At 48.6% G+C, this 13,589-nt stretch carries 12 protein-coding genes and 1 riboswitch; of the genes, 2 read left to right on the top strand and 10 right to left on the bottom strand.

The window, feature by feature from the left end:
* Window positions 1–113: 113 nt before the first annotated feature.
* Together thiC and DC345_RS05175 are read right to left on the bottom strand one after the other, a co-directional pair.
* Window positions 114–1,901, bottom strand: a complete 1,788-nt coding sequence (gene thiC / locus DC345_RS05180; protein ID WP_113052217.1) for a phosphomethylpyrimidine synthase ThiC — start codon at window positions 1,899–1,901, stop codon at window positions 114–116.
* A 359-nt stretch (window positions 1,902–2,260) separates the two neighbouring features.
* Window positions 2,261–2,374, bottom strand: a riboswitch (TPP riboswitch).
* Between the two features lie 119 nt (window positions 2,375–2,493).
* Entirely contained in the window at window positions 2,494–3,237 is a 744-nt protein-coding gene (locus DC345_RS05175) for an IclR family transcriptional regulator (protein ID WP_063568040.1), read from the bottom strand.
* 358 nt (window positions 3,238–3,595) lie between these two features.
* Between DC345_RS05175 and DC345_RS05170 the strand changes: the two genes are divergently transcribed.
* Together DC345_RS05170 and DC345_RS05165 are read left to right on the top strand one after the other, a co-directional pair.
* Complete coding sequence (locus DC345_RS05170) at window positions 3,596–4,624, top strand: alpha/beta hydrolase (RefSeq protein ID WP_113052196.1); 1,029 nt, start codon at window positions 3,596–3,598, stop codon at window positions 4,622–4,624.
* Between the two features lie 200 nt (window positions 4,625–4,824).
* Window positions 4,825–6,144: a Fe-Mn family superoxide dismutase gene (locus tag DC345_RS05165; RefSeq protein ID WP_113052195.1), complete on the top strand. Its 1,320-nt coding sequence runs from the start codon at window positions 4,825–4,827 to the stop codon at window positions 6,142–6,144.
* Window positions 6,145–6,281: 137 nt separating this feature from the next.
* Here the strand turns inward: DC345_RS05165 and DC345_RS05160 are convergent, their stop codons facing one another.
* The 8 genes from DC345_RS05160 to DC345_RS05125 all read right to left on the bottom strand — a co-directional run bounded on the left by DC345_RS05160 (window position 6,282) and on the right by DC345_RS05125 (window position 13,339).
* Entirely contained in the window at window positions 6,282–6,506 is a 225-nt protein-coding gene (locus DC345_RS05160) for a hypothetical protein (RefSeq protein WP_053779639.1), read from the bottom strand.
* Between the two features lie 70 nt (window positions 6,507–6,576).
* Window positions 6,577–7,431, bottom strand: a complete 855-nt coding sequence (locus DC345_RS05155; RefSeq protein ID WP_113052194.1) for a lipoate--protein ligase family protein — start codon at window positions 7,429–7,431, stop codon at window positions 6,577–6,579.
* Between the two features lie 229 nt (window positions 7,432–7,660).
* Window positions 7,661–8,254, bottom strand: a complete 594-nt coding sequence (gene folE / locus DC345_RS05150; RefSeq protein ID WP_079695742.1) for a GTP cyclohydrolase I FolE — start codon at window positions 8,252–8,254, stop codon at window positions 7,661–7,663.
* Between the two features lie 79 nt (window positions 8,255–8,333).
* Window positions 8,334–8,597 (bottom strand): YneF family protein, encoded by a 264-nt coding sequence (locus DC345_RS05145; RefSeq protein WP_113052193.1) that lies wholly within the window; start codon window positions 8,595–8,597, stop codon window positions 8,334–8,336.
* Between the two features lie 222 nt (window positions 8,598–8,819).
* Window positions 8,820–9,851: an HD-GYP domain-containing protein gene (locus tag DC345_RS05140; RefSeq protein ID WP_113052192.1), complete on the bottom strand. Its 1,032-nt coding sequence runs from the start codon at window positions 9,849–9,851 to the stop codon at window positions 8,820–8,822.
* 15 nt (window positions 9,852–9,866) lie between these two features.
* Window positions 9,867–11,708 (bottom strand): tRNA epoxyqueuosine(34) reductase QueG, encoded by a 1,842-nt coding sequence (queG, locus tag DC345_RS05135; protein WP_113052191.1) that lies wholly within the window; start codon window positions 11,706–11,708, stop codon window positions 9,867–9,869.
* A 177-nt stretch (window positions 11,709–11,885) separates the two neighbouring features.
* The gene (gene lepB, locus DC345_RS05130; RefSeq protein WP_113052190.1) at window positions 11,886–12,491 is read right to left on the bottom strand and encodes a signal peptidase I; all 606 of its coding nucleotides are present in this window, start codon (window positions 12,489–12,491) and stop codon (window positions 11,886–11,888) included.
* A 422-nt stretch (window positions 12,492–12,913) separates the two neighbouring features.
* Window positions 12,914–13,339 (bottom strand): GNAT family N-acetyltransferase, encoded by a 426-nt coding sequence (locus DC345_RS05125; protein ID WP_024632996.1) that lies wholly within the window; start codon window positions 13,337–13,339, stop codon window positions 12,914–12,916.
* Window positions 13,340–13,589: the final 250 nt, after the last annotated feature.

The raw sequence follows: 13,589 nt of genomic DNA, 5'->3' as shown, positions 1-13,589 counted from the left end.
TTCAGATGATGTACACATACAAGAACTCAGAAAAAGGGCCGCTCTTCTCCGCGATCACGGAGAGGAACGGCTTTTTACCATGTCAGGCTGCTCAGATTGCGCTATAACAGCGCCTAAGAGCGTGTCCGGTATTCCTCAGCCTTTTCCAACATGCCCGCTGCCACGGCCTCATTTTCGGACAAACCTTTGTCTGCGGCAAAAGCACGAATATCCTGCGTAATGCGCATGCTGCAAAATTTCGGCCCACACATGGAGCAGAAATGGGCTTCTTTGGCCCCTTCCGCCGGCAACGTCTCATCGTGGTAGGATAGCGCACGTTCCGGATCCAGCGATAGGTTGAACTGATCCCTCCAGCGGAATTCAAAGCGTGCTTTGGACAGCGCATCGTCCCGCCGCTGGGCACGCGGGTGACCTTTCGCCAGATCAGCGGCATGAGCAGCGATCTTGTAGGCAATAACGCCTTCCCGCACATCATCCTTATTGGGCAGGCCCAGATGTTCTTTTGGCGTAACATAACAGAGCATGGACGTACCAAACCAGCCGATCATCGCTGCTCCAATTGCCGAGGTAATATGGTCATATCCCGGTGCAATATCGGTCGTCAGCGGACCCAGCGTATAGAAAGGCGCCTCCTTGCAAATCTCCATTTGCAGATCGACATTCTCCTTAATCTTGTGCATCGGCACATGTCCCGGACCTTCAATCATCACCTGCACATCATGCTTCCAGGCGATTTGTGTTAGTTCACCAAGCGTAGCCAGTTCCGCCATCTGGGCTTCATCATTTGCATCGTAGATACTTCCTGGGCGCAGTCCGTCTCCGAGCGAGAACGCCACGTCATACCTTTTCATAATTTCGCAGATTTCTTCAAAATGGGTGTATAGAAAATTTTCCTGATGATGCGCAAGGCACCATGCTGCCATGATGGACCCGCCCCGTGACACAATACCCGTCATACGTTTGGCGGTCATCGGAATATAACGCAGCAGCACACCTGCATGGATTGTAAAATAGTCCACACCCTGCTCTGCCTGCTCAATGAGCGTATCACGATACAACTCCCAGGTCAGTGCTTCAGCTTCTCCATTGGCCTTCTCCAGCGCCTGATAGAGCGGTACTGTTCCAATCGGCACAGGTGAATTGCGGATGATCCATTCCCGGGTCGTATGAATGTCTTTGCCTGTGGACAGATCCATCACGGTATCCGATCCCCAGCGTACCGCCCAGGTCATCTTCTCCACCTCTTCTTCGATGGAGGAGGATACCGCAGAGTTGCCGATGTTCGCATTGATCTTCACATGAAAATGACGCCCGATCAGCATCGGCTCACTCTCCGGGTGATTGATGTTTGATGGCAGGATGGCCCTGCCACTCGCCAGCTCCTGCCGCACAAACTCAGGTTCCACCCCCTCACGAATGGCGGCGAACTCCATCTCCGGTGTGATCATCCCCTGTCGTGCATAATGCATCTGGGTCACGCTGCGCCCTGCCTGTGCCCGCAATGGTTTGCCACGCAAGCCCGGATACTCCTCGGCTCCTGCTCGCTTTCCTCCCGGTTTCAATCCGTTATCCTCCGGTTTTACCGTTCGTCCCTGGTAGGCTTCAACATCTTCACGCTCCGTAATCCAGCGGGTACGCAGCGCCGGCAACCCTGCCCGGATATCGGCATGAAATCCGGGGTCGGTCATCGGTCCGCTCGTATCGTAGACACGCAGCGGTTCGTTATGCTCCACTCCTTGAGGAGTATTGGTGTCATGAAGGGCAATTTCACGCTCCGGTACAGCAATGTCCGGTCGTGAGCCCTGAATGTACACTTTGCGGCTGCCCGGGAAGGGCTGAACCCGTCCTGCCGCACCTTTTTCCTTTGCCAACTGCTGATCCTGCTTGTCCTGTCCCATCATTCGTTTTCCTGTACTCATCGCTCTTGATCCTCCTCATTGGTGATTGCCTGGATTGAAATGCTTGCACACGGATCCAATCCATCCACAACATAGAAAAAGAAAGAGCAACCATACGACAGAAAACAGGGACATACACTTCAAGTAATACAGACAATCGAGGAAAAATTCATCCCACCCCATACTCGCCAGTGGCTCCCAGCTCTTTATCCAAAAATAGCTCAGACACCGGCTTCCGCCTGTTTACTGTATAAAAAAAGCCGGTTCCCAAGGGAACCGGCTTATGTCCATCACCAATAACGCGCCTCACACAGACTCCTGAGCGGAGCCTATCCATAGGTCACATTATATGGTGTTCGTGGTCGTATCGCCGATTACTTCCCTACGCTGGTATGATCCAGATCAGGTGCAAAGGGTCCAGAATCTCATGCGATTCCGTCTCAGTCCGGACAATTCGGACTCCCCCAGTAACGTTAACAAGTTGCAGCATCTAGGCCGCAGACTCATATTTAATTATACTGACCCCGTTGGGCCGTCCATTACAGAGTAGCGCAACCGAATCATAAAAACAACCTTTAAATTCCAGAAAATATAATCAGGATAACATAAGTCCCATCTGTGTCGCAGCTTCCTTCAGCACAGGTGCGTATTCATGCAACGTCTCCTGTGAGAGGCGACTAACAGGCCCGGATACTGACAAAGCAGCAGCGATGTTTCCTTTCCGATCCATAATGGGTACAGATACTGCGGCGGCTCCCGGTTCACGTTCCTCATAACTTGTTGCGTAGCCATATTCAAGAATGTCTTTCATCTGTGCCAAATATACTTTGGGATCGATAAATACCGGCCATTCCGGTCCATTCATCAGATCTTCGCGGTCCTCTTCGGTGGCAAAAGCCATCAGCACTTTGCTGGACGCTCCCACGGATAACGGAAGTCTGACGCCCACCGGAGCTACACGACGAATCGCCTGATCACTCTGCACGGCCTGAATGCGAATCCGCTCACTGCCATCACGAAGATATAAGCTCACGGTTTCACCCAGTCGATCTCTGAGCCGCTCCATCGCAGGAAGGAGCAAAATGGCAGGATCATCGCTGCGAGACATATGGGCAGACAGTTCCCAGATGCGTATGCCGAGTCGATACTTCTCAGTTGCAGCATCCCGGATCACGAACCCTTTGTCCTCCAAAGTAGCCATCAGACGATGGACTGTACTCTTGTGCAGACCGATCTGGCTGGCAATTTCCGTGAGTCCCAGATCACTGCGGGTTGTAAAACACAATAATATATCCAGCGCCCGTTCTACAGCCCGGACGGTTAACTTTCGGTCTTCCATGGCAAGTTGCCCTCCTCATGTTTCATCACATGAAACTTGGTTACATAAATTATATGAGAAACGGTCTCATCTGTAAACCAAAAAGCGCCATTTGGAATAGGGGTATTTGTAAATATTTTCTTTTTATAAATTAGAATCCCCTGCATTTTGCACCCTAAGGAAATGTTACCCATATATCTTCAGAACTATATAACAATTGCGTAACAAATGGCCTCAATCAATTGACTTTGACTATATTGGAACATACGATAAAGATATATTAAATTAAGATTTTGCTTCATAAGTAGTCAGAAAAATCATTTATCCGCTCTGTTCGTCTCGTTGTTATCTTCATTTGATTTTTAAAGGAGGGGCAATCATGTATCCGACATCCCAGAGCGAAGCCCCGCTGCAAACGAAAGTATCAGATCTGCCTTCTTCGTTATCACCGAGGCTGATCCGGTTCAAACATATTGTCGTGGCGTTGTTGCTCTCCGTTGTATTTTTTCTGCTCTTTTGTTTCATTGCACTACACGGTTATATTGCTTGGGTATTATCCAATCCAACTGTAGCGCCTGTATTCTCCAATCCCATGCAGGCGAAGAACATGAAGTATCAAGACATTACGTTCCCGGCAGCAGACGGCAGTCGAACGATGCAGGGTTGGTATATTCCGGCTGATGATAATGCAAACAAAACCATCATATTCAGCCATGGATATGGTGCGAATCGTGAAGAGACCTGGGTACCGATGTATGACTTGGCCCATTATGCTCACCAACTCGGCTTCAATGTGGTGATGTTCGATTACGGTTTCGCTTCACAGGTGAACAAAGCTGTCGCCACAGGCGGCAAAGCCGAGTCCCAGCAGCTGCTTGGTGCTATCCAGTTTGCGAAGCAGCGCGGAGCTCAGGAGCTTGTCGTATGGGGATTCTCCATGGGTGCAGGTACAGCCCTGCAGACTGGGCTGATTACCAAGGATGTGGATGCTATGATTCTGGACAGCACCTTCCTGCTTGAGCCGGATACGCTGTATCACAACATCCATAATCAGATTGATCTTCCGCGGCAGCCTACACTGGAGATTATGAACCTGCTGTTCCCGATTCTGAACGGAACCGGATTACAGCAAATTCCGTATCAGGAAGTGAAAAAAGAAGATTATCCTTTCCCGATTTTCTTCATCCATGGTACAGAGGATGAGAAAGCTCCTTACCCCATTGCAGAGCTGCTTGCCAGCAACCAAACCAATCCAAAATCCGATGAATGGATTGTGGATGGTGCGCACCATGAGCTGATCTTCCGGGAGCATCCGAAGGAATATCTGCGCCGTGTCTCCACATTCCTAAGTCATGTGACAAAGACGAGCAGCGATGATGTGGAAAATACCAATACCGGAGAATCGTGAAGATTCGGTATTTCAAGAGCCCCTATGGGGCTCTTTTTTGTTTATACATAGGACAACATGCTTGGAGAATATACTTTTGGGACGTAATTAAAGACAGCTCTCTAGCTTGTACATTACAAAATTGAGCGAACGGGGAGATTCAATTTTATAACTGCTGCTGGATGTGAATTTGAATTCATCTGAACGGAGGTTTACCGCTTATGAATTGGTATGGATATGGGCATCTGCTGCCTCTGCGGGTACTCGAAGAAGTCCGTTTCTGGAAAGAGCAAGAGAAGGAACATACGATTGTCATTCGTGCATTGGTTCCTGATCTTGAACCCTCTTATGTCAATTGGCTTGCGGAGTGGGAAGCAATCTTTGAGAATAGTGAACGAGTCGCGAATCAGCTGTTGAAGCAAATACTGCCGGGAACCCAGCCGCCTGCTCCCTACATCATCCGCTGCATCGAACAGCTCGTAGCGGCTGCCTGCACACAATCGCGAGAGTTCATTAGACAGTTGTACGTCCTGTTGGAAAGTAATGCTGTTCAGCATGTGCCGATTGCCAAAATAGTTATCCTGCATTTCATTCGTGAATCGGAGTATTTCCTGGGGGTACTTGAAACGCTGAAACAATCTGGATCTTTGCGAGATTTGGTGTCTGATCCCTCTTTTTCACTGAAATCTATTCTTCAAACCTCGGGACAACCGACTGATCCCAACGTACAAGTTGCTTCAACGCCCGCGTCTGAACAACCCTATCGTGAAGCTGTAGAAGAATCGTCCAATACCGCAGGAAAAGTCAACAACCCCACTCCATCGGTACAGGCACAATCTTCAGCGGCTGTCCATTCTCCAAATGCAAGCGCAGAGGGCACAACCGACTCTTCAGCAGCGCCAGTCAAAGAAAAACCTGTACCTATTGGTGGACACACACTGCCACCCCTGCCCTATGCCTACAATGCGCTGGAACCGCATATTGACGAGATGACGATGCGTATACACCATGACAAACACCATCAGTCCTACGTGGACGGACTGAACACCGCGGAGAAAAAGCTGGCAGAATCGCGGAAAAAGAATAATTTTGAACTCGTCAAACATTGGGAACGTGAACTCGCGTTTAATGGTGCAGGTCATTACCTGCATACGATCTTCTGGACGATCATGAACCCCAAAGGTGGAGGCAAGCCTTCCGGTATGCTCGCAGAGCAGATCAAGCGGGATTTTGGCAGCTATGAAGCGTTCAAGAATCAATTCACCGAAGCCGCCAACAAAGTGGAAGGCAGCGGTTGGGCCATGCTGGTATGGAGCCCGCGGGCGCATAGATTGGAAATTTTGCAGGCGGAGAAACACCAGAACTTATCTCAGTCCGACATTGTGCCTCTCCTGCCGCTTGATGTATGGGAACACGCCTACTATCTGAAACACCAGAATGAACGCAAAAAATATATCGAGGATTGGTGGAAGGTTGTTTACTGGCCAGCTGTGGCGGAACGTTACGAAACTGCGCGCAAGCTGTTATGGCCGCCTTATTGAAATTAGGGTTGGAGTTATGCGAAAAAGAGATATCTCCAGCTTATAGACTGAAAGATCTCTCTTTTTCGCAAAAAAAAGCAAGCCTCCTGATTCAAGAAGACTTGCTTGTAATAGGATAATCTATGGACCCCAAGCCTTTAAGAGGCGCAACCCTCACAGGCAACATAATTGTCGCCAACCTGTTTGCTAATCGCGATCAGATCGCCCAGCTTGATATCTTCTTCACCTGTAAATTCAAGATCAGCGATACGTGCAACGATCAGGGCAGCAGCTTCTTCCTTGCTTGTAGCCATTTGGCTGAATTCAGACTTTTCGCCTGTGGAAATGACCTCATATAAGTACGTATATCTTAAAGTTTCCATGTAGACACTCTCCTTCCGAAATCACATCATATCATCTCTATTACCCAATTCCAAGTCCAAGCTTCCGAACCTAATCGTAACGCAGTTTCATCTGCTCAGCCGTCCGTCTAACGGCTTCCCGATCCACGCTCAACACACGGCTTGTCTCCGCCAAGGGAAAACGCTGACGCAGTGTGCGTACCAACGAGGCTGTATACGCCGCAGCAGAAGGGACACCTGCCAGTTCATACAAACTTGCCATCGTTCCGGGCCGAACATCCGGGTATCCTTCGCTGGAACCGTCTGCTGCATCCTGATAGAACTCACGCACGTCTGCTGCCAATTGGTCCCCTTGTCCTTCCACGATGATAAAGGCCGTAATGATATAAGCCTTGGCCTGTCTGCGCTGGGCAATACCACAGAATTTCAGTCCACCCACACTGACATCATAATCGCCAGGACAGAAGGCGCCTTCGATCTCCCCCGTACGTGCCTGACTCGACCACGGTGTTAGCGAATCAGCAATCAGTGAGGACATCTCCCGAAAATCATCGTGAATATTGATGGCACGTCCAGGGTTGGGTAAAATTAAAGATACGTTAACCACCCCTGGATTCAGGGGAACTGCCGCACCACCGGATGGACGAACGCAGACCGCCGTTCCCCGGCTTCTCATGCGTTCCATCGCTTCTACCGCCTGAGGCAGCCTCCGATCCCTCAGTCCCGCCACAAAGGCATCTGGATGCCGCCAAATATGAGCAACGGGCAAGTGACCTTCTCCCACCTGGCGGCACATGACTTCTTCCCAAGCAAATGCTTCAAGTACACTGCTCCTGTGGCGCAGCAGCGGTGTCTCCCAAATTTGCAGAGGCAATGAATGATCAAGCTGCATCTGCTGCTTTGCTCCCGGCGATCCGGGTTGATCTGAATTGGACGGTACACTCATATAAGATAGCCTCCGACTAAACTAATCTGGATGAATTGTGTGAATGCAAAAGTAATATGTAAATAAGCCGGTTCCCCAGGGAACACGGCTTATTTATGAAAGCTTCCATAGGCACAAGCATCTATACTGCCATTTCAGACTAGCAAATTGCCGACTGATATGGAAACAACATGATAGTGCCACAGGATCCTATGCTTCTGGCTTGTCCAACGAGTGGAATGAGCCGATCTTAATCTTTCATGAGCGATAGGAACTCGGCACGCTGTGCCGGATTTTCACGGAAAGAACCACGCACAGCAGACGTTACCGTCTTGCTGCCTGGCTTCTTCACGCCGCGGGAACACATGCACAAGTGCTCGCCTTCCACGACAACCATGACACCGTTGGGCTCTACCGCTTCAGTCAGAATATCGGCAATCTGTGAGGTAATGCGCTCCTGAACCTGCAGGCGGCGGGTAACTGCCTCCACCAGACGGGCCATTTTGCTCAGTCCCACAATCTTGCCGCTCGGTACATATCCAATGTGCACCTTGCCGAAGAAAGGCGCCATATGGTGTTCACATTGGCTGTAATAGACAATGTCCTTCACAATGACCAGTTCTTCGTGATTCTCGTCAAACGTCACACCAAGTACATCGCGCGGGTCCACTTCATACCCACCAAAAATCTCTTCATACATCCGGGTTACGCGTGCAGGCGTTTCTAACAGCCCTTCCCGCGTACTATCCTCACCGATCAATTGCAAGATCTGCTCAATGTGATACTCGATCTTCTCCCGATTGTCGGATACTTTTGAATTCAAATAATCTTTAACGCCAGCCACTGCCGAACGCCTCCTTTCGAACCACATGCTGTAAGCAGCTATTCACTTTAGCATTATGCAAAATGCTCGCTCACAGCTATTATTTTCGGCGGCCCGAGTTTTTACGCGCAGGATGTTGTTGCGGCTGAGGCATCTTCGCGCCAGGCTGCTGGTTCTTCATCATCTGCTGGGCGCGCTGCATTTGCTTGCCATTCAGGTTATAACCCATTTGCTTCGCCATCTTCTGGAGCATGTCGGGATCGCTTTGCATTTTCTCAAGCTGTTTCCGCAAGTAGTACACCCCAATGAAAAATCCTCCGACCAGACCAACAATCAATGTAATAATCGGTATTGCTATTGCCATCTCTTAGACACCTCTGTATGCAATCTAAAAAGCCTGATGATCCGTGTCAGCACATGATGTTATACGTTCACAATGCAAACATGACACGCACCGGATTTCCTGAAAGTTATCATAGCATTTCCGCACGCCTTGAGCAAACGGATTTTCCAGCTAAGTAATGAATTTAACATCCAGAAAACAGATCAAAAACATTCAATAAATCTCTCAGGAACTTCGTATACGTTACATCAATACCGCCTCTATGAAAACGGTTGTATGCTGAGCCAGATCCACTTCAATCACATCCAGATCATAACGTGTACTGCCACGTGCCACCCGAATGACAGGCCTGCCGGGCAAACCCCGATGCTGACGTACAATGACTCCGGTCTCTTTGGTAGACAAACGAACTGCTGTTCCATTTGGATACACGGACACACTTCGGTTGAATTCGATCAGAATGTCACGATCCAGCTTCGTGCCAGACATCGCCATCATCTCTTCACAGGCTTCGTGTGGCAGCATAATTCTACCAGAAAGGCCATTAATCAGATTATCATACGTGTTAGCTGCACTGACGATTTTAGCGAACAGATGAATGTCTTTTCCCTTGATGCCCCTCGGCAGTCCCGTACCATCCACATGCTCATGATGCTGCAGAGCCGTATGCGCCACAAGCAGATTGAACTCTCGTTTGGACTTGATCAATTCGAACCCTCTCCACGTGTGATGCAAGGAAGAGTTTGCTGCTGAACCGCTCCCCGGTGGCTCCCCCACTTTGCCGATGTCATGCAATAGAGCTCCGACGGCCAGATCCTTGAGCTGCACATAGTTAAGCCCCAGATTCAGACCAATGACAGAAGACAGCAAACATACATTCATGGCGTGAACATACTGTGCGTTATCTTTGGTCCGAATATCTGTGAGCTGGACAAGCAGTTCACGCCCGTTCAGAACATCGTTCAACAATTTATCTATGCTGATGGCAACCTTCTTCGGGCTCCAGTCTTTCCCGGAACGGATAGAATCGAGTGTAACACTCATTTCATTAATGACTGCCTTTTTCGTGGCTTCATCCAGAATGTCTTCTGTATCCACATCTTTATACGCTTCATCCTGGATGTACAGCATGGTCACACCAATACGCTTGAGCGTATTAACCATAAATACGGTGAGCTGGACTCCGGCAGACAACAATACCGTGCCGTTGCCGGAATATATGGTTTTACCCAGAAGCTCCCCCGCCTCCACGCTCTCCACGTTAACATACTTCATGAACGTCCCCCGCTCTTACGATTGCTGCTCCAATGTGAGTAATTGCTCTTTGGTTTGCAGCCCGCCTACATAACCCACCAGGGTTCCGTCTTTACCGCTGATGCGGTGACAGGGAATAATAATCGGAATCGGATTTTTACTAATGGCGTCCAGAACTGCTCGAACAGCTTTGGGCCTGCCGATGATTTCCGCAACCTGTTGGTGTGTTGAGGCCTCTCCATAAGATATATCGGACAGGACTTGCCATACTTGTAGCTGGAATGGTGTTCCAAACAAATCAAGCTTCAGTTCAAACGCTTTTCGTTCTCCTGCAAAATACTGCTTTATCTGCTGTGCAGCTTCGCTCAGCTTCTCTTCATTTTTCTCATATCGATATTCGCCGATCCATGTACGGGCCCATTGTTGCAGATGCGCCTCGCGCACATGGAATGCACCAAAATCAATGTGACACAAGCCCTTATCCGTGGCACAGAGCGTAAGTGTACCGATCGGTGTCAGTACCTCATCGTAATATACCGGTGTACCACTCAGGCCTGTTACGGCTGACGGTTTCCATGCTGCAGCTTCCGGCTTGGTTTGCTCTGTCTTCTGCCCGTTTTCCTGTTCGGATGTCATATTCAGTTCCTTCTGTTGCTCAGGCTTATTGTTGCTATTCGGCTCTGCCTGAGGCTTATCGGGTAAGGCCTGGGACGAACTCAGTCGTTCCTTGGCCTTCTGCAGCATGCTTAGCACGTTCCCATCTTGTTCGTTAGCGGCAGCTTCCCCAATGGCTCTCATTGCGTCTTCTCCTCCAATTCTGCTCAGCGCCCAAGCTGCGGTTCCCCGCAGCTCGGGACGCGGATCACGCTTCAGTACCTCTGTTAGTTTCGGCACAGCGCTTTTGTCTTTGAAATTGCCGAGGGCAATTACGGCGTTGCGCTGGATTGGCTTTTTGCCCCGCCAAGCGGCAGAGCTTTGGCCAAAGCGCTCTTTGAATTCACGGTTACCGATGTCAAGCAGCGGTATCAGCAAAGGTTTTACAATCTCCGGATCAGGATGAAACTCGGGATGGTGATCCCAGTTTTTACCCCGATTCTTCGGACAGACAATCTGACAGGTATCACAACCGTACAGACGATTGCCGATTTTCAGCATAAACTCTTCATCCACGAAGCCTTTCGTCTGGGTCACAAACGAAATGCAGCGCTGTGCATTCAGTTGTCCCGGCCCAACCAGTGCTCCTGTTGGACAAGCATCAATACACTTCGTACATTCACCACAATCCTCGGTCACCGGGTTATCTGGCTGAAACGGGATATTCGTGACCAGTTCGCCGAGAAAAATCCATGAACCGAATTTGGGCGATATAATGGCACAGTTTTTGGCACTGAATCCAATTCCCGCACGCTGGGATACTGCACGGTCCACCAACGCCCCCGTGTCTACCATACTTTCAATCATGGCTTCAGGTACGCGTTCACGTATAAAATGAACCAGCTTGTCCATTGCTGCACGCAGGACTTGGTGATAATCCTGCCCCCAGGCGGAACGAGCCAGAATACCACGGTATGCACCCGGCTCCGACTTCGGCGGATTGACCATCTTCGATGGATAAGCCACGGCAATGGCAATGAGCGAAGCAGGCTCGCCATCTTTCAACTCTGGACGTATCCTTTTCTCAATATCAGGCTCCTCAAATCCGGACTCGAACCCTTTCGCCCGATGCTGCTCCAGAATGGATTTCAATGTCACGAATGGTTCTGCCGAAGCAAATCCTATATCATCAATACCCATCTCGGGAGCAGCTGCCTTAATCTCTTGTTTTAACTTCTCCCATACAGCTGCTGCCTTTGCTGCTCCGGTCTGTACACTCGTCATATCTATTCCCTCTTTTCTTCCACGCTAATTCCGCAAATAGTGAACGCCCGCCTCAGGTGGGAGGACAGGCGCTGATTTCGATATACAAGTCGGACATACCGGAGCAAAAAGAAACCGAGTCTATATCGTTTAACGCAAAATGCAGCGTGAAGTTGTTGTCCTTGTCCTGCTAACATTTTACAGTTTTTTAATTTCTGAGAACGGCCAAAAAATAAACTCCGCTCTACCTACAATTTCACTGGATGTAACGCTGCCAAACACACGGCTATCCTTGCTTTTGCCTTCATGACGGTTATCTCCCATCACAAAGTAATGATCCGCTTCCAGCGTAATTGGTCCAAAATCAGGGTCCTGAACCTCCGTATCCGTGTACGTTTCCGCTTGCTGCTCCCCATTCACGAACAGATGATGATCCCGTACCTCAACCGTATCACCGGGAAGCCCAACAATCCGTTTGACCAGAAAATCTTTTTTCTCCACACCTTCGCTTGGATCACGAAGCACAATAACATCTGATCGGGATGGCGTTCCAAAATCATATACAATTTTATTTACAAACAGACGATCCCGCTCAACCAGCGTAGGCTGCATCGATTGACCTTTGACCATTGAAAGATTAAATACAAACAGGTTCAACAGCATCATGATTACAAATGCAATCACTATCGTTTTCACCCAGTCCCAAAGCTCTGCACCCCAGGATTTCCCCGGTTGATCAGGCACTCCCGGACCATTTTGTTCCTTGGAAGCCACATGCTCCGTTGAAAGATTATTGGAGTTCAAAGAGACACCTCATTTATCCATTTTGTGAAGAAAAACGTAAATCGACGTACTTTCAAGGAAGACATAACGCGTATAGTGACCGTTTTTCTTAAAATATCAGGAAGCTGGCGTTCTACGTTTATATGTTCTGATATTACCAAAATCGAATGATCATAATCCTTTTAATTCTACTTCATTTGCAAAGGTGAAACAATTGGTTATGAGCACCAACACAACTAAAAGGGTGAATAACAACGAGATTAAAACAGTTAAAATAGGGATTTAGTTAAATATAATGGGGTTCAGAAGTGGCGAAAAAAGGGGAATAATTGGTGAATGACACCCATATAAATAGAAAGGCGTATCCCTCACGTTTTTACACGCTGAAAGATACGCCTAATATGAAATGAAAATCTGTTATATTTCTTTTTTAACCATACAAACTAAGCTTTGGACAAAATACTGAGTTTCTGGAAAGCGCTCATAATCTGATTGGCACCGTAACCCATTGCTTCATATAGAGGCATGGCTACTTTGTTGTGCTCATCACCCGCCACCCATATTTGACTGACTTTACGCTGCTGGAACCTTTGTTCCATGGCCTCGACAAGTTTTTTGCCGACTCCGCGGCGACGATAGTCTGGATGGACCGCAATACGATAGATGCATCCCTGGTTGTGGTCAATCGTACCGATCAAAGCGCCGACGAGGTCTCCCTCTTCTTCCGCAACCATGATCAGGTCAGAATCCCATGACAATTGACGGGCAAACGGGCCCATCGTGTTCTCATAACACTCTTCCGATAGTGCAACCTGGAGAAGCTCTGTCATCTGGCTTGCATCACTCAACTGAAAGGAACGAACGTGCATGTCTTAAATCTCCCTTTTCGTTAGCTTAGATGAGGTTTTACAAAAAGGGGCTCCCCTTTTTACCAAAAACCCAATGTTCATATAATGACAAAAAACGAGAAAATACCGCTTCTTCGTCAATTAAACCATACTTTACGCCATAAAACACGCATTTTCTTTTGAAAGCGCTTAATTGTAACCGTTTACATCCGAATATTAAACTTTCCCTCTATTTAAACACCTAAAATCACATAAATAGTTTCATAATGGG

The organism is Paenibacillus taichungensis (genome assembly GCF_003287275.1).
Taxonomy (GTDB): Bacteria; Bacillota; Bacilli; order Paenibacillales; family Paenibacillaceae; genus Paenibacillus; species Paenibacillus taichungensis_A.
Note: the sequence above shows the minus strand (reverse complement) of the source record. Positions and strands in the feature narration are given on the sequence as shown.

What these genes read in the sequence shown, in the direction of transcription:
- thiC (WP_113052217.1), bottom strand. Translation starts at nt 1,901, where the DNA reads ATGATGGGACAGGACAAGCAGGATCAGCAGTTGGCAAAGGAAAAAGGT.
- DC345_RS05175 (WP_063568040.1), bottom strand. Translation starts at nt 3,237, where the DNA reads ATGGAAGACCGAAAGTTAACCGTCCGGGCTGTAGAACGGGCGCTGGAT.
- DC345_RS05170 (WP_113052196.1), top strand. Translation starts at nt 3,596, where the DNA reads ATGTATCCGACATCCCAGAGCGAAGCCCCGCTGCAAACGAAAGTATCA.
- DC345_RS05165 (WP_113052195.1), top strand. Translation starts at nt 4,825, where the DNA reads ATGAATTGGTATGGATATGGGCATCTGCTGCCTCTGCGGGTACTCGAA.
- DC345_RS05160 (WP_053779639.1), bottom strand. Translation starts at nt 6,506, where the DNA reads ATGGAAACTTTAAGATATACGTACTTATATGAGGTCATTTCCACAGGC.
- DC345_RS05155 (WP_113052194.1), bottom strand. Translation starts at nt 7,431, where the DNA reads ATGAGTGTACCGTCCAATTCAGATCAACCCGGATCGCCGGGAGCAAAG.
- DC345_RS05145 (WP_113052193.1), bottom strand. Translation starts at nt 8,597, where the DNA reads ATGGCAATAGCAATACCGATTATTACATTGATTGTTGGTCTGGTCGGA.
- DC345_RS05140 (WP_113052192.1), bottom strand. Translation starts at nt 9,851, where the DNA reads ATGAAGTATGTTAACGTGGAGAGCGTGGAGGCGGGGGAGCTTCTGGGT.
- queG (WP_113052191.1), bottom strand. Translation starts at nt 11,708, where the DNA reads ATGACGAGTGTACAGACCGGAGCAGCAAAGGCAGCAGCTGTATGGGAG.
- DC345_RS05125 (WP_024632996.1), bottom strand. Translation starts at nt 13,339, where the DNA reads ATGCACGTTCGTTCCTTTCAGTTGAGTGATGCAAGCCAGATGACAGAG.